At 43.2% G+C, this 20054-nt stretch carries 15 protein-coding genes; 12 read left to right on the top strand and 3 right to left on the bottom strand.

Annotation, left to right across the window (positions count from 1 at the left end):
* Window positions 1–4: 4 nt before the first annotated feature.
* A complete protein-coding gene (locus HLI_RS07940; RefSeq protein ID WP_128524490.1) occupies window positions 5–364 on the bottom strand; it encodes a Rieske (2Fe-2S) protein in 360 nt (119 codons plus the stop codon).
* Complete coding sequence (locus HLI_RS07935) at window positions 361–1437, bottom strand: amidohydrolase family protein (protein ID WP_128524489.1); 1077 nt, start codon at window positions 1435–1437, stop codon at window positions 361–363. The genes HLI_RS07940 and HLI_RS07935 overlap by 4 nt, the downstream gene beginning before the upstream one ends.
* A 390-nt stretch (window positions 1438–1827) precedes the next feature.
* On the opposite strand from HLI_RS07935, the gene HLI_RS07930 reads away from it, so the two are divergent.
* The 6 genes from HLI_RS07930 (at window position 1828) to HLI_RS07905 (ending at window position 10061) form a co-directional block, all read left to right on the top strand.
* Window positions 1828–3345: a BCCT family transporter gene (locus HLI_RS07930; protein WP_128524488.1), complete on the top strand. Its 1518-nt coding sequence runs from the start codon at window positions 1828–1830 to the stop codon at window positions 3343–3345.
* Between the two features lie 307 nt (window positions 3346–3652).
* Window positions 3653–4096 carry a DUF6376 family protein gene (locus HLI_RS07925; RefSeq protein ID WP_128524487.1) on the top strand — a complete coding sequence of 148 codons (444 nt, stop codon included), beginning with the start codon at window positions 3653–3655 and terminating at the stop codon, window positions 4094–4096.
* A 631-nt stretch (window positions 4097–4727) separates the two neighbouring features.
* On the top strand, window positions 4728–6269 hold the full coding sequence (locus HLI_RS07920; RefSeq protein WP_128524486.1) for a BCCT family transporter: 1542 nt from the start codon (window positions 4728–4730) through the stop codon (window positions 6267–6269).
* Window positions 6270–6445: 176 nt separating this feature from the next.
* Complete coding sequence (locus HLI_RS07915; protein WP_128524485.1) at window positions 6446–6817, top strand: VOC family protein; 372 nt, start codon at window positions 6446–6448, stop codon at window positions 6815–6817.
* 160 nt (window positions 6818–6977) lie between these two features.
* A complete protein-coding gene (locus HLI_RS07910) occupies window positions 6978–8609 on the top strand; it encodes an acetolactate synthase large subunit (RefSeq protein ID WP_128524484.1) in 1632 nt (543 codons plus the stop codon).
* Between the two features lie 12 nt (window positions 8610–8621).
* The gene (locus HLI_RS07905) at window positions 8622–10061 is read left to right on the top strand and encodes an aldehyde dehydrogenase family protein (protein ID WP_206659643.1); all 1440 of its coding nucleotides are present in this window, start codon (window positions 8622–8624) and stop codon (window positions 10059–10061) included.
* A gap of 113 nt (window positions 10062–10174) precedes the next feature.
* Here HLI_RS07905 and HLI_RS07900 read toward each other — a convergent pair whose 3' ends face one another.
* Window positions 10175–11488, bottom strand: a complete 1314-nt coding sequence (locus tag HLI_RS07900) for a Glu/Leu/Phe/Val family dehydrogenase (RefSeq protein ID WP_128524482.1) — start codon at window positions 11486–11488, stop codon at window positions 10175–10177.
* 192 nt (window positions 11489–11680) lie between these two features.
* Here HLI_RS07900 and HLI_RS07895 point away from each other — a divergent pair, with 192 nt between their 5' ends.
* From HLI_RS07895 to HLI_RS07870, 6 genes are all read left to right on the top strand, one after another.
* Window positions 11681–13684, top strand: a complete 2004-nt coding sequence (locus HLI_RS07895) for a penicillin-binding transpeptidase domain-containing protein (RefSeq protein ID WP_128524481.1) — start codon at window positions 11681–11683, stop codon at window positions 13682–13684.
* Window positions 13685–13930: 246 nt separating this feature from the next.
* Window positions 13931–15439, top strand: coding sequence for a tagaturonate reductase (locus HLI_RS07890; RefSeq protein WP_128524480.1), 1509 nt, complete (start codon window positions 13931–13933; stop codon window positions 15437–15439).
* Between the two features lie 19 nt (window positions 15440–15458).
* Complete coding sequence (gene uxaC, locus HLI_RS07885; protein ID WP_128524479.1) at window positions 15459–16883, top strand: glucuronate isomerase; 1425 nt, start codon at window positions 15459–15461, stop codon at window positions 16881–16883.
* Between the two features lie 24 nt (window positions 16884–16907).
* Complete coding sequence (locus HLI_RS07880) at window positions 16908–18398, top strand: UxaA family hydrolase (protein WP_128524478.1); 1491 nt, start codon at window positions 16908–16910, stop codon at window positions 18396–18398.
* A gap of 17 nt (window positions 18399–18415) precedes the next feature.
* Window positions 18416–19063, top strand: a complete 648-nt coding sequence (locus tag HLI_RS07875; protein ID WP_128524477.1) for a bifunctional 4-hydroxy-2-oxoglutarate aldolase/2-dehydro-3-deoxy-phosphogluconate aldolase — start codon at window positions 18416–18418, stop codon at window positions 19061–19063.
* Window positions 19056–20045 carry a sugar kinase gene (locus tag HLI_RS07870; protein ID WP_128524476.1) on the top strand — a complete coding sequence of 330 codons (990 nt, stop codon included), beginning with the start codon at window positions 19056–19058 and terminating at the stop codon, window positions 20043–20045. The genes HLI_RS07875 and HLI_RS07870 overlap by 8 nt, the downstream gene beginning before the upstream one ends.
* The last annotated feature ends 9 nt before the right edge of the window (window positions 20046–20054 follow it).

Raw genomic sequence — 20054 nt, 5'->3', positions numbered from 1 at the left:
GGTATTATTTATAGACGATGACATTTTCATTTTCAACTCGTACTTTGAAGCTTGGCAGCTTTTTATCGGGATTGGCGAGCATCCGGCCATCATTTTTTATATCGAATTCTCTTCCGTGCCATGGGCAGCGAATGATTTCTCCTCTGTGACAATATTGGTATTCGCCTGGTTCGCTTTGCTCCGTTGTCGCTCCGCACATCATCCCTTTGTGAAGAGGAGCCCCCTGGTGGGTACATTGGTTCCGAAATGCATAAAAGTCTCCGTCTGGTGTCCGGCAGACCAGGACATCCTGTTTGCCGAAGACGGATTCCATCATTTGCCCGGGCTGGATATCGGTTGTTTTACAAACGACTTGTTCTCTCATGTAATCTCTCCTCCTGACTTCGGTATTTTCGGATAAAAGTTTCTGGCATTTTCTGAATAAATTTTCTGTTTGAGCTCTGGGTCTAAATTTGGTAATGCTCTATGAGGGGAGTCGTAATCCCAGTGAGGGTAGTCTGTCGCAAAACAGATCATTTCGTCTGTCCCCATTTGATCGATCAGTGACATGAAGTCTTTTTTATTTAATTCTTCAGATGGTTGTGTACAGAAACGCACCTGGTCTTTCATAATGTCGCTTGGCTTTCTTTTGAGCCACGGCACTTCATGACGCAAGTCCCTGAACTGCTGATCCATTTTCCACATAAGGTGAGGAATGAACGTGAACCCACCTTCAATCATCATTAGACCGAGGTTAGGGAATTTATCAAACACACCGTTGAAAATCATATTCGTGACTTGTTTCATATGAGCTGTGGGAATCAACGTATGCCATTCGATAAAATATCTTGGCCATTTCCCATAATAGACAGGTGGTTCGTTATGGTGCATGCCGATCATCAAGTCATGTTTTTCGGCAGCTTCGAAAATCGGATGATAGTACGGATCTCCCCACATGATGTCATCGATCGGCAGTAAGACCTGGACCATCTTCGGATGATCACCGACTCTCTCAATCTCTTTCACTGCTTCATCACGATCTTGGGCAGCCACATGCACAGAACCGTATAAGCGTTCATCCTGGTCTAACCACTTATCGATTTGCCAATCGTTATAAGCGGACGCTAAAGCTGCGGCCATTTCGTACCAACCGTGCATGGAAGACGGGGAAGGATCCAAGGCCCCAGTCAAAATCCCGAATTCATGGCCGATATCATCAAGAAGCTGTTCTTGCATGAAGGCTAAATCGGAGCCGGCAGGCCTTCCGTCTGGGACAACCGCATCAGCCCTGTCGACCCCGGCCACGGATGGTTGTGTGTATGGCATATGTTTTTCCTGTATCCAATGACAATTCGTAATGTAGTGCTTGAATGGTTCGTCCAGGTATTGAAGAAGTTCTTCATATTGGACACGTTCATGGATATCTGTATCTACTAATGGAATACGTTGTTTAGGCATAGAAAAATCCTCCTTGTGGACTGTTTCGCATAATTTAAACCTATCAGCGAAGAGGAAAGTCTCCAAACCTGCTGAGAGCGATTGAGTACTACTCAGTGACGTCAGTGAGCGTCAGTTCGTCTCAGTGAAGCTCAGTGATCGTTTTTCTTTTCAAAAAAATTCATTCGTTCTGAATATCCAGTATAAATTGAATGGATTTGATATGAAGCCTTGCTGTTAAAGGAATCACACAGGGGGGAAAGGGGTTGTAACAGGGGAGGGGAACGTTTGATTTTTGCGGGAAGGCAGTTTGCAATGCAATAGAATACTATGTAACATGTGAAAATGTTGTGGAACCCTTTTCTTTTAACCGGGTTTTTCGACCAAATCTTACATAAGGGGCGAGTATAGATGAAAAGTGTTTCATGGGTTTTTTGGTATGGGCTCGCTGTTTGTGCGCTGGTTGTTTTGTGGGGAGCAGCAGCTCCTGAACATTTAAAATCAGTAACTACTACAGCGACCTCTTTTATTTCCACTCGTTTTGGGTGGTATTACTTACTGATCATTATGTTGATGTTGGCCTTTTGTATTTACTTGATTTTTTCAAGATTTAATCAGATCAAGCTGGGTAAACAGGATGAAAAACCTGAGTTTGGCCTCGTTTCATGGTTCGCTATGCTATTTAGTGCGGGGATGGGGATGGGTTTAGTATTTTGGACGACAGCTGAGCCTATATCTCATGCCTTTAAGAGTAGCCCGAATGCCGAGGAAGGCAGTGCACAAGCTATTAAGGAGTCCTTGCAATTCTCTTTTTTCCATTGGGGAATCCACGCATGGGCAGTATATGCGCTTGTGGCATTAGTCCTTGCTTATTTCAAGTTCCATAAAGGTTATGCAGGGTTGATCAGTGCCACCCTTATTCCATTGTTCGGACGAGAGCGGATGGAGGGGCTTATGGGCAGGTTGATCGATACTTTAGCTGTAGTTGCTACAGTCGTTGGTGTTGCAGCTACGCTCGGATTCGGTTCCGCCCAAATCAACGAAGGTCTTGCCTTTCTTTTTAACACCCCGAGCAATTACGGTGTCCAATTGATCATCTTGATTGTCTCTACAGCCTTATTTATAATTTCAGCCTGGTCAGGAATCAGCAAAGGAATCAAATATTTAAGTAACATCAATATGATTCTTGGCTTTCTTCTGATGATTCTCCTCTTGATCGTCGGTCCTACGTTGTACATACTGAATATGTTCACCGATTCGATCGGCAATTATATTACGAACTTTTTCAATATGAGTTTCCGAATCGCACCGATAAACGAGGAAAACCGTAAGTGGATTGATGGATGGACGATTTTCTACTGGGCATGGTGGATTTCCTGGTCTCCTTTCGTTGGTATATTCATTGCCAGAATTTCAAAAGGACGTACCATCAAAGAATTTATGCTGGGTGTATTATTTGTTCCAGCAATTGTTTGCTTTATCTTTTTCGCGGTATTCGGAGTGTCCGCGCTGGATCTAGAACAGCAAGGAATTGCAGCGATTTCTGAATACCCGATGGAGACGGCTACTTTTGCTATGTTAGAACAGTATCCGCTCGGTGTTTTAATGTCTTTTATCACGATATTTGTTATTGCGATATTCTTCATCACTTCCGCAGACTCAGCAACATTTGTACTTGGAATGTTGTCGACATCGGGCTCAATCAATCCTACTGGTATGGTTAAGATTATCTGGGGCCTTTGTCTTTCTTCAATGGCTGCGATCATTGTGTATTTTGGGGGAACCCAAGGGCTGCAAAATGTGTTGATCATCGCAGCTTTCCCTTTCTCAGTCATCGTACTGTTGATGGGTTATTCATTCTATAAATCTGCTAATCAAGAAGTAATATCGAAAAGAAGAAAAAGAAAGAATGAAAAGCAAAAGGCTTAATGAAAGTAGGACATGAGTAAAGGAAATCTCCCAGAGTTGAAAAGCTCAAGGAGATTTCTTTTTTTCGTTTTAGGATCGAAGCCGTAAACATTTTGAGTTTGGTTTCCACGTTGTAGAGTGGTTTGGTGCTCCAAAAGGATGGTATGACTCATTCAAATTTCATATTTATTTTTGTAGCGGGCGATAATGCTACTTCTAAGGCAGGCTAAAGCTTACCGGGAGTGGGCCTTGTGAGTTTGTTCTAAAGGGACTGGTTTTCCCTATGGTATAATAGTTTTCTAGGCTTTTGAAATTAAGGAGGAACGTCATGCAGAAAATAGCCATTGGTTTACTACTTGTAAGCTCCATGCTTGGAGGTTGTTCAATACTCGAGGGAGTGAACAACACGTTGTCTTATGTGGACGAAGCCACAGAATATGCAAATGAAGCCAATACCTTTGCTGAAGAGGCGCCTGCTCTTGCCGAACAAGCGGTAAGGGATGAGCAAGCAGCGCAAGAACTCGAAACGAAATTGGAAGATATGAAACAAGATATAGAAGAATTCAATGAACTGGAGTCTCCTGATATGACAGCGGATTTGCACGATCAAGTGGTCGATCACAACAATCGAGCGTTAGAAGGTATCAATGTCTATTTAGACAATATGGAAAATGGTAAGCTTGATTCAAAGGTTATCGAAAATACGGAAGTTTTTCAGACATTGAACGAACTGACGAGCATCATCGATCAAATTCAACAAATAGGGGAATAAAGGAAGAGGAGACTCCCGATTATGGAGACCACTGAAAAACTTTTTCCAATCTAGAGAAGCTGTTGAAGTTTGGTGTTGCTTCTCACTATTCGCTTGTCGGCGGATGCTTGCCGCGGGCGCGGTCTCAGCTGACCTGGTCAAGAAGATCATTTGACAAAGTGGATATTCGGCTCGCGCTGTGCATGCTGCATGCAGGCGTCACCACCGAACTCTCATCCCGGAATCAACAGAGGCCCTTCATCCATGTATTCTCTAGAATAAGTGCTGTGCAACCGCTAACAGTCCGCACCAAGGCGATTTACACAGTAAATGAAGGTTTGAAAGAGAGATTCATGGAGGATTAAGAGCCCAAATATCTCATCGAAATTATAAAAGAAGCCGAGTGGGAGGATTTTATCGTCCCACTCGGCTTCTTTATTGATCATAACTTAAAAAGTTGCAGTTCTTCAGTGGATTCCGTATAGGGGAGCCTCTTTTATTTGATCAAGAAAATTTTATCAAGCCTGTGAGAATTTTTGAATGGAACAGCCACTATTTAAAGAAATTTCCATCACTTTTTTTGTTATTATCTCCCATTGAGCGGGTAGAAGAAGAGAGACCCTAAGAAATTGTTGATATATAGGAGGATTTGATGGATAAGAAGAAGTTGATTGATTACAAGATTTTTGTTCCCTCAATACTGATTATGATTGCAATCAGTATTCCTTTTGCCATGTATGAGGCAGAGTCATTGGAATTGCTCAATTCCATTTTTGATTATATTGTGGACGTGTTCAGTTGGGGCTATTTATGGTATGGAATCATTCTCGTAGTCGCAGGACTATATTTTTCATTTTCTAAATATGGTCAGGTCGTACTTGGTGATCCTAAAGAAAAACCCCGCTTCTCGTTATTTGAATATGCATCGATTTTGATTGCCATGGGTGTAGGTTCGACGATTATGCGGACGGGGATGCTGCAATGGACGTCGGTTGCGAACGACCCGCCAGCAGGAGTCGAAGCCGGTTCACCAGAAGCGCTGCTCTGGGGTAATGCCTATAGTATGTTCTTATGGGGATTCCAAGTTTTCGCTATCTTTGTCATGATCGCACCAGCGATGGGGTATATCCTTCACGTGAAAAAAAGACCACTAATGAGGATATCCGAGGCTTGCCGGGTTCTGTTCGGTGATAAGTTTACAGATGGGATTGGTGGAAAGGTTCTGGACGTTTTATTCCTTGTCAGTATTTTAGCTGGAGCTGCCGTGACGCTTGGGCTTGGGGCACCGATTATTACCCAAAACCTTTCCCATCTATTAAATATCGAAGTGAATTTCGGACTGACGATTATAGTTACGATTGTTTGGGTGTTCTTATTTTCACTTAGTGCCTACTTAGGAATTGAGAAAGGTATCAAGCGCTTGAGTACATGGAATATGTATTTGGCCGGGATTTTTGCTATATTCATTCTATTGGGCGGCCCTGGTGTATTCATCTTGAACTATTTCTCTGATAGTTTGTCCTTTTTATTATCAAATTATCTTAACATTTCCTTGAATACTGACTCTGTCCACCAAGGTGAAGCTTCCCACATACAAAGTAATACTGTGTTCTGGTTCGCATATAGTGCGACATGGGCGATGCTTCACAGTGTATTTGCAGCTAAAATCTCCAGGGGAAGAACAATAAAAGAGATGATTCTCACCTACTTCCTGGCACCTACGTTATTATCATGGGTCGCTACAGGTGTTCTTGGAGGATTAGGCGTGCACAGGTACTTGACAGGGGATTTATCCGTTCTTAACCTTGTGAAAGAAGAAGAACGAATGGCGGCTATCCCGGAAATTCTTTCGACACTTCCATTCGGAGAAATCGCGATTATCATATTTATGGTTGTTGCTCTCATTTTCTTAACGACCACACTCGATTCCACCACGTATACAGTGGCTGCTTATACGAGTACAAGAGATATGAGTAAGTATGAGCCGCCGAAGCTTTTGCGTATCGTCATTGCTGCCGTCATCACAGTGCTTTCACTGGTATTGATGAGAATCGGCGGACTCGCCCCATTAGAAGTTATTTCTGGGCTGATGGGACTGCCAGTAATCATTATTCAATTTATTCTTATTTATGCAGCTAAGAAGATGATTGATGAAGATCAAGCCTGGAAAAATAATATAAGAAAAAGTTCATAATCCTTTATACCCCTCATCAACAGATGAGGGGTTTTTCAAGTATATTTTATCCCTGTGATGGTTTTTGCATGATTTTATGGCCGCCTCTTACGGTTATGTGAGTTTATAAAAATTTAAGATTTTGGCTGATGAAAAAATTACAGTAAACTAAGGGAAAGCGGAAAGGAGAATACAATATGTACGAAGGGATTCATCATGTATCACTATTAGTAACGGACATTGAGAAGTCAAAACACTTCTACGGAGAAATCTTAGGGTTTGAGGAAAATCACCATCGACCGGACTTCGATTTCCCTGGTGCATGGTATCAAATCGGGCAAACACAGCTCCATTTAATTGTCCATGCAGAAGGAAAAACACTTCGAGGAACGAGACTGATTGATTCTCGTGATGGTCATTTTGCAATAAGAGTGAAAAATATAGAGCAATTCATAAAAAGAATGGAGAAGAATGAAGTGGAAATTCTCAACAAACCGAATAACAAAACGGATTGGCATCAAGTATTTATCAGTGATCCTGATGGGAATTTGATCGAATTCAACTGTTGAAATGAGACTTATTCAAATGAGAGTCTGATTCTTTAACCAGCGAATGCTGGCATAGGGTCAGGCTCTTTTTGTTGTCGTATTTTGATAAAAGGAAATATTTTATGGGTATTTTACACAAAATAAACAATGGTCGAAATCAATGTAACGAAAGGGGATTGACATGAATGTTGCACAATTGCTTGTGAAGTGTTTGGAAAATGAAGGTGTAGATTACATTTTCGGAGTTCCGGGGGAAGAGAATATTGATTTGATGGATGCTTTACTTGATTCTGATATTGAATTCATTGTGACCCGTCATGAAACGAGCGCCGCTTTTATGGCAGGGACATACGGGAGGTTGACAGGAAAACCGGGGGTCTGTTTAGCCACTTTAGGGCCTGGTGCAACCAACTTATTGACAGGTGTGGCGAATGCCAACATGGATCATTGCCCGCTCATAGCAATCACTGGTCAAGCAGGGATGAATCGTCAACATAAAATCTCGCATCAGTACTATGATCTTGTGGATATCTTTGAGCCTGTGACCAAGTGGAATGCCCAAATCAAAACAGGAGAGATTGTACCTGAAGTTGTGAGGAAAGCTTATCAATTGGCTATGCAGGAAAAGCCGGGTGCTACTCACATTGATCTTCCTGAAGATATCGCCAGTATGGAAGTGGATGGGCAGCCTTTGCCTATAACGGGCCATTCATTACCGAATGCTAATGATAAGGTGATTGAAGAAGCTGCAGACCTCATTTTGAAGGCCGATCACCCACTTATACTCGCAGGGAATGGAATTACTCGCGGTCATGCCTCTGAAGAGCTTCAAAGATTTGCAGAAGAGACGAATATACCTGTGGTCCATACTTTTATGGGGAAAGGTGCGTTGTCCTGGAAGAACGAATTAAGTTTACTGACGGCAGGGCTCAGTGGGAAAGACTATATTACATGTGGATTCAAACAAGCCGATCTGATCATTACTATCGGTTTCGATATGGCAGAAACGCCACCGGAGAACTGGAATCCTGAGGGGACTACACCTATCCTGCACATGGATACGGAAGAAGCGGAGATCGATTCTCATTATCCAGTATCATTAAATGTCGTGGGTGATATTCAGGAGAACTTAAGGAAATTGAATAAAGTGATGCCTCAGAAAGAGAGGGAAATCGATTGGTTCCGTTCAATCAGAGAAGATGCCCTTGAGGAACTGAAGAGTTTTAAACAAGATAATGGATTTCCTGTCAAACCCCAGAAAATCATTTGTGATCTTCGTGAAGTTCTAAAGGACGAAGACATTGCCATTTCAGACGTCGGTGCTCATAAGATGTGGATGGCCCGAATGTTTCACACAGCCCTGCCGAACACGTGTCTGATTTCAAATGGTCTGGCTTCGATGGGTGTGGCTGTACCTTCAGCGATTGCTGCTAAAATGGTTTACCCTGATCGCAGTATTGTAGCTGTTTGCGGTGATGGTTCTTTTCTTATGACAGGGGCAGAACTTGAAACGGCTGTGAGGTTGAACTTGCCGATTGTCATTTTGTTGTGGAGAGATGATGGGTATGGATTGATTGAATGGCACCAAATGAAAAAATTTCAACGCCCCTCCTATATCGATTTTGGAAACCCGGATTTTGTTAAATTGGCTGAGTCTTTTGGGTGGGAAGGTATAGAAATCGAGAGCTCGGAAGAACTACGGCCTGCATTGGAGCGAGCAATAAGCCTCAAGAAACCCGTCCTGATCGATTGCCCTGTTGACTATGGCGAGAACATGAAATTAACTGAAAAATTGAGGGATATCAACTGTTAAGGAGGTGACATCATGAGGATTGGTTCAATCATCAATGGAGAAGAAGTCAAAGGAGAAAATCGGGAAGTATTGACGGTCTTAAATCCATACAACCAGGAAGTAGTGGCAGAAGTCGTATTAGCGGTGGTCGAGGACTTGGATAAAGCGATTGAGCAAAGCTTTGAATTTTTTCATCAGACAATGAAAAAGATGCCTGCTTATCAAAGATCTGATATTTTACGGAAAACGGCAGATTTGTTGGCAGAAAGAAAAGAGACTTTCGCCGAAATGGTTACGAAAGAAGCAGGGAAACCGTTGAAGTACAGCAGGGGAGAAGTAGAGCGGTCTATCCAGGTACTGAGGTTCGCGTCTGAACATGCCAAACAGATCAGCAGTGAAGTGATTCCGATGGATGCTGCCATCGGAGGGGAAAACAGGTTAGGAATAACAAAGCGTGAACCACTGGGTGTGGTCGCTGCCATTACTCCTTTCAATTTTCCGTTGAATCTCTCACTTCATAAAATAGCTCCAGCGATTGCAGCTGGTAATACGATCATTTTTAAACCTGCAGAAAAGACACCTGTTTCTGCGTATATGCTCACCCGTTTGTTCCATGAAGCCGGCCTGCCCCCAGGAGCTCTGAACTTGGTGATGGGACGTGGAGAAGTGGTGGGAGATCCACTTGTTGAACATGATATGGTTCATAAAGTAACTTTTACTGGAAGCTTGCCTGTCGGAAGGAGAATCCGGGAAAGAGCTGGATTCAAGAAGGTCACCTTAGAATTAGGGTCAAACTCCCCCAACCTTCTGTTTGACGATATAGAGGTCGAACATGTCGTCACTGATTTAGTCAAAGGTGCTTTCGTTTTTTCCGGACAAGTGTGTATTTCAGCTCAACGGGTCTATGTGCATAAATCGTTATATGATTCGTTCTTGGAAGAGTATATAAAACAAACGGAAGCTCTGAACATTGGCGACCCAATGGAAGAAGCGACTGATTTTGGTCCGATGATCAGCGAAGAAGAAGCAGAAAGAGCTAAGCTTTGGATTGATGATGCCGTAGATAAAGGGGCAAAAGTCGAAATTGGCGGAGAACAGAAAGGAACGATTTTGACTCCGACGATCATTACGAATGTCAAAAATGATATGAAGATCATCGCTGAAGAGGTGTTCGCACCGATTGTTTCGGTCCTTCCTTTTGAAACGGAAGAGGAAGTTGTCCGGATGGCAAATGATTCGATCTATGGTCTGCAGGCGGGGGTCTTTACGAAGGATATCAGCCGGGCCTTCCGTGTCGCAGATCAATTGGAAATGGGCGGAGTCTGGATCAATGAGATTTCGACTTACCGTCAGGATAACCACCCATATGGTGGTGTTAAGCAAAGCGGGATTGGTAAAGAAGGTGTCAAATATGCGGTTGAAGATATGACAGAAATGAAATTTATCGGGGTCAATTTAAAAGATCGTCTTTGATACATTTCAGTGTGTTATAGCCTGTGATTGGATCGAATAATAAAAGTAACGGAACCCCCTGGAGCCAGCTGGCTCCAGGGGGTTCCGTTTAATGAAAGTACTTAACCGATTCATCAGCTGTCTGATAAGTCGGAGTCTTTAACCCATCCGCGTGCATTCATGGCTTTGACGAGATGGTTGATTCCAACCATGTACGCCGCTTCTCTCATGAAGCATTTCTTTTCTTCGCGCATAGTAAACACGGTGTTAAAGCCGAATAGCATTTTTTCTTCAAGTTTCTGATTGATTTCTTCTTCTTTCCAATAATAGTTCATAGAGTTTTGTACCCATTCAAAATAGGAAACCGTTACTCCCCCTGCATTACAAAGGATATCGGGAATGACGAAAATTCCTTTTTCCTCGAGGATTTTATCTCCCTCAGGGGTGGTAGGGCCATTGGCTGCTTCAGCGAGAATTTTTGCTTGAATAGTGGGAGCAGTCTCCTTCGTAATTTGGTTTTCCACCGCCGCTGGCACTAAAATGTCAACAGGAAGCCCGAACATTTCTTCATTCGTAATGGCATCGGCGTGCGGGTAATCAGACGCATAATTCTCCTTGTCACCGACAAACTCCAGCAAATCAGGGATGTCTATACCTTCTTCGCGATAAATTCCACCTCTAGCATCTGTGACGGCAACGATTTTGACTCCTAACTCATGTAAAAACTTAGCAGTCATACTACCGACATTGCCGAATCCTTGGATAGCCACCGTGGATTTATCCAGTTCCATACCTAATTCTTTGGCTGCCTCACGAATTGTGAAAACTACCCCGCGCCCGGTAGCTTCTAATCTTCCCAATGACCCACCAATGATGATAGGTTTTCCTGTCAGCATTCCAGGGATATTATAACCGCGGAGTTGATCGAATTCGTCGATCATCCAACCCATTACTTCAGGGTTCGTATTGACGTCTGGTGCCGGGATATCCTTTTGAGGACCGATGATCGGTGTGATTTTCCTAATATAAGTCCTGCTCAATGTTTCAAGCTCCCGATCTGATAAGCTTTCAGGGTCGACGATGACTCCACCTTTCCCGCCTCCGAGTGGCAGATCGAGAATGGCGGACTTTAAAGACATCCAAATGGATAAGGCTTTCACTTCGTCAATGTTGACCATCGGGTGGAAGCGTATGCCGCCTTTAGTAGGGCCTAAAATGTCAATGTGTTGGGCACGGTATCCTGTGAAATTCTTAAGAGTACCATCATCCATACGTACTGGAATGGATACCTCCAACATTCTCATCGGTTTTTTCAGCATATGATAGATGTTTTCATGCAAACCGAGCCTTGTAACAGATTCTTTAATTAATGATTTGACAATTTCGTAAGGATTTTGCCCATGTGTGGTAATATCGGATTCTGTTTTTTCACTTTCAGTTCTTTTCATATCTTTTCCCCCTTTTGAAAAAGTTCTTCTTACAAATTAAAATTCCATAAAGTCCATGCTTTTATACCAATATAAGCAGCGGGTATGAAATAAGGTTTAATTTGGAAATTCTTTTTCTTTGAGGTAACTTTGATATAATGCTTAATTAAGAAAGATTTTTTTGGCTAGACGTTACATAAAAGGGGTGATAGCATGAAGCGTTGGATTTTAGTGATCTTTTCACTCTTGCTTCTTGGCCTTACTGCATGTTCTGAACAACCGAATCCGGAAGATACGTTCACAGCATATATGAAGGCCTGGGAAAGTGGAGAGTATGCAAAAATGTACGGGATGCTGAGCAAAAGTTCCCAAGGTCTGATGAGTGAGGAAGAGTTTGTCGATCGCTATACAGCGATTTATGAGGGGATAGGGATGAAAGAGCTTGCTGTTACATATGAACTTCCTGAAGAAGATCAAGAATATGATACGGAAGAAAAGCCGTCATTCGAATATGGAGTGAGTATGGGCTCCCTAGGTGGAGAAATCCAATTTTCTCATTCCGCTGAGCTTGTATACGAAGAAGGTGAGGAAGAAAATCGCTGGGCTGTGGATTGGAGCTCTTCGATGATATTTCCTGAAATGGAGGAGGGGGACACTGTTCGCGCCTGGCCATTGTCACCTGAGCGAGGTGAGATTTTCGATGTGGATGGAAAACCCTTAGCTGTAAATGGTGGAGTGAAGCAAGTCGGTATTGCACCTGGTCAGATGGAAAAAAATTCTGAGGAAGATGTAACCCGCCTGAAAGAAGAACTGGCGGAAATCTTGAATATATCTGTTGAATATATTGATGAACAATTAGGGCAATCCTGGGTGACAAAAGATACATTTGTGCCTTTAGCTTCGATTAACGCTGAAGATGAAGAGACCATTGATGCGATTAACGAATTGCCTAGTGGGATTTCCTTTCAAGATGATGAGGACGCTAGACGGTATCCTTTAGGCGAAGCTGCTGCCCACTTGACAGGATACGTCGATGAGGTGACGGCTGAAGATCTTGATGAACACGAAGGAGAAGGATACAGTGCAGGGGACCAAATTGGCAGAAGAGGTTTGGAGTCTGTGATGGAAGACAAACTTCGTGGCAAGCCTGGCGGGATTGTAGTCATCCGTAATAAAGAAGAGGAACGTAAAACTGTCTTGGCTGAAACCCCCGCTAAAGATGGTGAAGATGTTACATTGACCATTTCATCTGATGTTCAAAGGGCTGTCTATGAACAAATGAAAGGTGATTCTGGCGCGGCTTCTGCGATTGATCCGAGGTCGGGAGAAGTGAAAGCACTTGTCAGCACGCCCTCCTATGATCCGAATGAGGAGATACTGAATCCAAATGGAGCTGAAACGACAATTAACAAATTCAATAAAACTTACTCCCCGGGTTCAACCTTTAAACCGATCACCGCAGCAATCGGGTTGGAGACGGGAAATATAAACCCTGAAGAGAATATGGCCATTAGTGGGAAGACGTATTCCAAGGATGATTGGGGCGGATACAAAGTGACAAGAGTTGATGGCGCAGCTGTCGATGAGCAGGTGAACTTACGTGATGCTTTAATGCGATCAGATAATATTTATTTCGCCCGGTCCATTCTTAAAATCGGAGGAGAAACGTTCATGAAAGAAACGGATGAATTCGGCTTTGGAGAAGACATTCCTTTCCCTTATCCAATCCAAAGTTCCCAAATACTCAATGGAGAGGCATTCGACAATGAGGCACTGCTTGCAGATACGGGATATGGTCAAGGTCAAGTTCAGATGAGCCCACTTCACCTGGCGATGACTTATACCCCATTTGTGACAAATGGAACCATGTTAAAGCCCACTCTTTTAAAAGAAGAAGAAACGGGTCAAACATGGCATGAAAATATTATGAGCGAAGAGACTGCAGCAATAGTAAGGGAACGTTTGAAAGCCGTCGTCCAGGATTCGGAAGGAACGGCACATGATGCGGAGCTAGAAGGGAGGAGCCTTGCTGGTAAAACAGGTACAGCTGAATTGAAGCAGTCACTTGAAGATGAAAATGGTCAGGAAAATGGCTGGTTCATTGCCTGGGATACGGAAAATCCTGACCTAATGATTTCCATGATGATTGAGGATGTTGATGAGGGAAGCCATTATGTAGTTCCAAAAGTGAGAAATGTGTTTGAACAACTTAGATGATTATAGGAATACAGCCTTTTTACTGCTTAGTAAAGAGGCTGTATTTATTTTGAATGTCATATAAACTTTCTGTCCATTTAATTTTTAAAATTCAGATAACTGAAGAATACCCATTGACAATTCACTTATTTCTACATAAACTTGTAAATAACAACGTTGTTAAAAATAACCTACTCCCCTTCAGGAGTATATTTTTTGAACGTTAATAACAACGTTGTTATTAAGCTGAAGGAGGGTGAAACATTTATGGTTCGCTTAAATGTAGAGGCAGTAAAGAACTTGCAATCCATCAATCCTTCCAATAAGACATTAATTAATAAAGAATTGCCTGAACGAGCGATCCAATTTGGAGAAGGGAATTTCCTTCGTGCTTACTTGAATTGGATGCTTGAAAAAATGAATCAGCGAAATTTGTTCAACGGAAGAACCGTAGCCATCCAGCCGACACCTCATGGGAAGGTCGTTCCGAAACTTCAGGCACAGAACCACTTGTACACAACAATTCTTCAAGGGGTGGAAAATGGAGAAGAAGTGCAGGAAGTTGAAGTGAATTCAACCATATCTCGCAGTATCAATCCTTATGAATCGTGGGAAGAGCTCCTTGAATTAGCCGAATCCGACTCGATTGAATTCATTTTTTCCAATACGACAGAAGCGGGGCTTGTGTACACAAAGGAGGAATTCCCCAGGACAGCGTCCCCGTTATCCTACCCAGGTAAATTGACAGCATTACTTCATCGTAGATTCATACATGAAGAAGGAGCACGAGGTTTTACAATCATTCCTTGTGAACTTGTCGAAGATAATGGCGATTTACTAAAATCAATCGTCCTTCGGATAGCTGAAGATTGGAGCCTGTCGGAAGACTTTAAGAAATGGATAGAAAGTCATAATACGTTTTGTAACACACTAGTCGATCGAATCGTACCTGGATATCCGAAAGAGAATGCTGGTGAATGGGAACGGAAGCTTGGTTATGAAGACGTGCTGATGGCAGTTGGAGAGCCATTTCACCTCTTCGTCGTTGAGGCAGATGAACCGTTGGAAGAAAGACTCCCATTCCAGACAGCGGGGTTGAATGTGAAATGGGCTGAAGTCAAACCATACCGTGATTTGAAAGTGAGTCTGCTTAATGCTCCGCATACGCTGCTATTTCCAGTAGGATTCCTTGCAGGGCTTCAAACGGTAAAGGAGGTAATGGGGGATGAGATTATTTCTTCTTATGTCCGCAATATCCTTTACAACGAGATTTTACCTGGTCTTTCCTTCGAAAAAAGTGAAAAACAAGGGTTTGCCGACGCTGTAATTGAACGGTTTCAAAACCCATTCGTCAAGCACCGATTGGCCGACCTTGGATTGAATGCCGTGCAAAAATGGAAGAGCAGAGTATTTCCATTACTTCCTAAGGATGGGACGATTCCGGAATCCATGACTCTGTCGATCGCTTCATTGCTTCATTATTACCGGCCAAATATTGTTCACGATGGATATTTCATGGGGTTACATGAAGGCAGTGAATATAAAGTTCGTGATGATCAAGTCGTTTTGGATGCTTTTATCGATTTTTGGCAGAAAGACGAACAAGGGCGGGAAGAAATCTCCCGATTGTTAAGTGATAAACGTATTTGGGGACGAGATTTATCAATGGAAGCTAATAATGTCCACCGATATTTCTTGAGCATACAGAATAATGGTGCAAAACACACAACGGAACAAATGCTGAAAAACAACTTAGCTTTCGAAAATCAAAAATAATAAAGGATGGGATGATGGTATGAAAAATTTTATGGATGAAACGTTTTTACTGAACACCGAAACAGCAGAGCGCCTGTATAACAACTATGCCAAAGACATGCCTATTATCGATTATCACTGCCACCTTAGTCCGAAAGAGATATATGAAAATAAATCCTATAAAACAATCGCAGATATTTGGCTGGATGGTGACCACTACAAATGGCGCTTAATGAGAGCTAATGGTATCGATGAAAATCTCATTACTGGCGATGCGGAGCCTTATGAGAAGTTCCTTGCCTGGGCTCGTACGGTTCCAAAATCGATTGGAAATCCAGTCTACACGTGGACACACCTCGAACTGCAGCGTTATTTCAACATATATGTTGCGCTTAATGAAGATACCGCACCGGAAATATGGGATAGGGTGAACGAACAGTTGAATCAGAAGGACTTCGGCGTGCGGGATTTAATCAAAGCTTCTAACGTGGAAGTCATTTGCACGACAGACGATCCTGTGGATGATTTGCGCTACCATAAGCAGCTGAAGGAATCGGACTTTGAGACAGAAGTTCTGCCGAGTTTCCGTCCCGACAAAGGTCTGGAATTAAATAGGGATGGATACCAGGAGTGGGTGAGTAAGCTTGAAGAGACTTCCCAGGTTTCTATCAATAGCTACGAAGATTTTCTAGCTGCATTAGATGCCAGAGCCCGTTTTTTCAATGAAATAGGTGGGAAGATTTCTGATCACGCTTTGGATGAAGTGGTCTATGAAGAGACAACTATGGAAGAGGTCTCTAACATTTTTAAAAAAGCGAGAAGCGGCTTCAAAGTCAGTAAAGAAGAGGAAGTCAAATATAAATCCTTCACACTCACTTTCTTAGGCAAAATTTACGCTGAGCTTGGATGGGTGATGCAATATCACATTAGTGCCCAGCGCAATAACAATACGAAAATGTTCCAGCGACTAGGCCCTGACACTGGTTTTGACAGTATGAATGATGGTCAGATCGCCAAGCCGCTCTGCCGATTATTGGATGCTCTTGAGCAGCAGGACGCTTTACCTAAAACAGTATTATATTCGCTGAATCCGAAAGACAACCCGGTTCTGGCGACCATTGCTGGAAGCTTTCAAGAAGGTGGAGTACCAGGGAAAATGCAATTTGGTACAGCATGGTGGTTCAATGATACGAAAGAAGGAATGCTGGCTCAAATGAAAACGCTTGCAGACATGGGGGTGCTCAGCAGCTTTATCGGTATGTTGACCGATTCAAGAAGCTTCTTGTCCTATACACGTCATGAGTATTTCCGGAGAGTTCTATGCGATTTGTTGGCGACATGGGTGGAGAATGGGGAAGTACCTAATGATGACGAGTTGTTAGAGCCGATTATCAAAGACGTTTCTTATAGAAATGCTGCACAATATTTAGGTTTCCGCAAAAAGCCACAGCATTTAAAGGTTTAAGGCATTCATAGAGGAGGATCTATCTTGGAAAGTATATTGAAGATCAATGAACAGGACAATGTGGCGGTGGCGTTGAAAGATTTGCCTCAAGGTACAGAAGTGAGTATAGATGGGCACCCAATCACTTTGAATGCAGAAATTCCAAGAGGACACAAAGTTGCTTTGGTACCCATGACTAAAGGTACCGATATAATCAAATATGGTTTTCCGATCGGACACTTGATAGACCATGTAGAAATAGGGGACTGGGTCCATACGGAAAATACGAAAACCAATCTAGAAGGTGTACAGGAATATCAATATGAACCGAAGTTCGCTGCCAATCCTTTTGAAAATGAAAGCCTTACATTCAATGGGTTCAAGCGCAAAGACGGTCGTGTAGGGATCAGGAATGAACTTTGGATCGTCCCGACGGTGGGCTGTGTCAACGGCATTGCAGAGCAAATCATTAAAATCTTTAAATCCGAAGTCGGTGGTATTGCGCCATTTGATAACATCCAAGTTCTAAAGCACAACTATGGATGTTCCCAATTGGGGGATGACCATCTCAATACAAGGACGATATTAGGAAATGCCGTTAAACATCCGAATGCTGGTGGGGTCCTCGTGCTCGGGCTTGGTTGTGAGAATAATAATGTCTCAGATTTTGAGGCTTCACTAGGGGATTATGACCACGGAAGAATAAAGTTTCTCACTTCTCAAGATGTTTCGGATGAAATCGAAGAAGGAGTCAAATGTCTGCACGAAATTCATCAAAATGCTAAGTCTGATCATCGTGAAGAAGTACCCCTATCTGAATTGAAAATCGGGCTTAAGTGTGGAGGGTCTGATGGTTTTTCTGGCATCACTGCCAACCCATTGCTAGGGAGGTTATCCGATTATGTAGTTGCTCAAGGGGGGACGACAGTCTTGACGGAAGTCCCTGAAATGTTCGGCGCGGAGAAACTGCTGATGGAAAGGGCGATTGATGAGAAGGTTTTTCATAAAACTGTCGATTTAATCAATGACTTCAAACAATATTTTATTACTCATGATCAGCCGATTTATGAAAATCCTTCTCCTGGAAATAAAGATGGTGGTATCACCACCCTTGAGGATAAGTCGTTAGGATGCACGCAAAAAGCGGGGACATCTGTCGTCATCGATGTACTTAAATATGGAGAAAGGTTGAATAAGGAAGGTCTGAATTTACTAAGCTCGCCAGGAAACGACTTGGTGGCATCTACAGCTCTGGGTGCCGCAGGATGCCAGGTAGTTCTTTTCACGACAGGAAGAGGGACGCCGTTCGGATCTTTTGTACCGACGATGAAAATTTCTACGAATACTCAACTGTACGAGAAGAAGAAGCACTGGATCGACTTTAATGCGGGGAGATTATTGGAAGGTTCTGCTCCGGATGAGGTGCTGACGGATTTTCGAGATTATATCATCAGGGTAGCGAGCGGTGAACTGGTCAACAACGAAAAAAATGACTTCCGTGAAATTGCCATCTTTAAATCAGGAGTCACGCTTTAATGGAGGAGGAACTGAATATGGACCAAACCATTTTGCCAGAGTTAGAGGACCATAAGATCATTGCCATTATCAGAGGTATTCCTTCTGGGACTGGTGAAAAAGTTGCTTCGGCTTTATATGAAGGGGGGATTCGTTTTCTTGAAATCACTCTGAACACAGAAGGCGCTCTTGATATGATTTCAAACCTGAAGAAGAAATTCGGGGGAAGAATGAAAGTCGGAGCAGGAACGGTACTGAGTGTAGAAGAGGCAAAGGCTTCTATTGATGCTGGCGCGGAATATATCGTCTCGCCATATTTCGATGAAGAGGTGGTGACATATTGTCTGGCCAAAGGAGTTTCCGTTTGGCCAGGAACGATGACTCCGACAGAAATGATGAGGGCGACGAACCTGGGGGCACCTGCTGTGAAGGTTTTCCCTGTCGGTGCCCTTGGCATGAAATATATCAAGGATGTCCGTGGTCCGCTGGGTCACATTCCAATGATCGCTACAGGTGGAGTGAATTTGAATAACATTGAAGAAGTTTTGCAATATGGAGTGAAGGCTGTCGGGCTGGGTGGAAGCCTTGTGAACAATAAGCTGATCGCAGAAGGAAATTACGAGGAAATGACACGATTAGCCAGGGCATATGTCACTAAGGTTCAAGGGGGTGTTGTGCATGGGTAACCGAACGGAGATCGTCACGATCGGTGAAAGTATGGTACTTTTTCAACCTTACACGGGAGGCACGATCAAGTATACTCCCCTTTTGACTAAATCGGTCGGAGGGGCAGAGTCCAACCTTGCCTTCGGTTTATCGCGACTAGGAAGAAAGGTAAGGTGGATCAGCCGAATAGGAGATGACCCTTTTGGAGAATTGATTCTATCGACTCTGGCAGGTGAAGGGGTGGAGGTAACTCATGTGGAGAAAGACCATGAGCACCCGACTGCTCTTTATTTCAAAGAGGCCAAAACACCAGGGGATCCGCGTGTACATTATTACCGGAAACATTCTGCAGCTAGCCAATTAGCCCCTGATCATATAAAGCACGAATGGTTTGAAAAAGCAAGACATCTCCATGTGACAGGCATTACACCAGCCCTTGGGACGCACACATTTGCCTTCATTAAAGAAGCTATGGAGGAAGCAAGAGAGCAAGGCTTGACAATATCTTTTGATCCTAACTTAAGACGGAAGTTATGGGATGAGCAGACGGCAAGGAAAATATTGCTGGAGTTGATTCCGCTTTGTGACGTCTTTCTGCCCGGATTGGAAGAAGCAGAATTTCTATTGGGTGAGAAAACGACTGTAGGTTATGGTGAAGAATTCTTGCGTATGGGGCCTTCAGTCGTTGCAATGAAATTAGGGGAGCAAGGGTCAATAGGCTTTGTTGGCAGCCATGTTTTTGAACAACCCGCCTATCATGTCGATCAAGTGGTGGATACGGTGGGTGCTGGAGATGCTTATGCGGCTGGTTTTTTGGATGAATGGCTGGAAGAGGATAAACCATTAAATGATGAGGCGTTGATTACTTCAATCCCTCGTGCTTTAAAGCAAGCGAATGTAACTGGTGCACTAGCCACTCAGTTCCCTGGTGATTGGGAAGGAGCGCCAACGAAGGATGAAGTCCGTCAGTTAATGAACAAAGAGCATTTGGTAACGAGGTAAGTACTTCAA

It is taken from the genome of Halobacillus litoralis (assembly GCF_004101865.1).
GTDB classification, from domain to species: Bacteria; Bacillota; Bacilli; order Bacillales; family Halobacillaceae; genus Halobacillus; species Halobacillus litoralis_A.
The sequence above is the reverse complement of the archived record's forward strand: the minus strand, read 5'-3'. Positions and strand labels throughout refer to the sequence as shown.

Bases quoted from the DNA above. Each gene is read 5' to 3' on its own strand.
- HLI_RS07940 (WP_128524490.1), bottom strand. From the start codon at position 364: ATGAGAGAACAAGTCGTTTGTAAAACAACCGATATCCAGCCCGGGCAA.
- HLI_RS07935 (WP_128524489.1), bottom strand. From the start codon at position 1,437: ATGCCTAAACAACGTATTCCATTAGTAGATACAGATATCCATGAACGT.
- HLI_RS07930 (WP_128524488.1), top strand. From the start codon at position 1,828: ATGAAAAGTGTTTCATGGGTTTTTTGGTATGGGCTCGCTGTTTGTGCG.
- HLI_RS07925 (WP_128524487.1), top strand. From the start codon at position 3,653: ATGCAGAAAATAGCCATTGGTTTACTACTTGTAAGCTCCATGCTTGGA.
- HLI_RS07920 (WP_128524486.1), top strand. From the start codon at position 4,728: ATGGATAAGAAGAAGTTGATTGATTACAAGATTTTTGTTCCCTCAATA.
- HLI_RS07915 (WP_128524485.1), top strand. From the start codon at position 6,446: ATGTACGAAGGGATTCATCATGTATCACTATTAGTAACGGACATTGAG.
- HLI_RS07910 (WP_128524484.1), top strand. From the start codon at position 6,978: ATGAATGTTGCACAATTGCTTGTGAAGTGTTTGGAAAATGAAGGTGTA.
- HLI_RS07905 (WP_206659643.1), top strand. From the start codon at position 8,622: ATGAGGATTGGTTCAATCATCAATGGAGAAGAAGTCAAAGGAGAAAAT.
- HLI_RS07900 (WP_128524482.1), bottom strand. From the start codon at position 11,488: ATGAAAAGAACTGAAAGTGAAAAAACAGAATCCGATATTACCACACAT.
- HLI_RS07895 (WP_128524481.1), top strand. From the start codon at position 11,681: ATGAAGCGTTGGATTTTAGTGATCTTTTCACTCTTGCTTCTTGGCCTT.
- HLI_RS07890 (WP_128524480.1), top strand. From the start codon at position 13,931: ATGGTTCGCTTAAATGTAGAGGCAGTAAAGAACTTGCAATCCATCAAT.
- uxaC (WP_128524479.1), top strand. From the start codon at position 15,459: ATGAAAAATTTTATGGATGAAACGTTTTTACTGAACACCGAAACAGCA.
- HLI_RS07875 (WP_128524477.1), top strand. From the start codon at position 18,416: ATGGACCAAACCATTTTGCCAGAGTTAGAGGACCATAAGATCATTGCC.
- HLI_RS07870 (WP_128524476.1), top strand. From the start codon at position 19,056: ATGGGTAACCGAACGGAGATCGTCACGATCGGTGAAAGTATGGTACTT.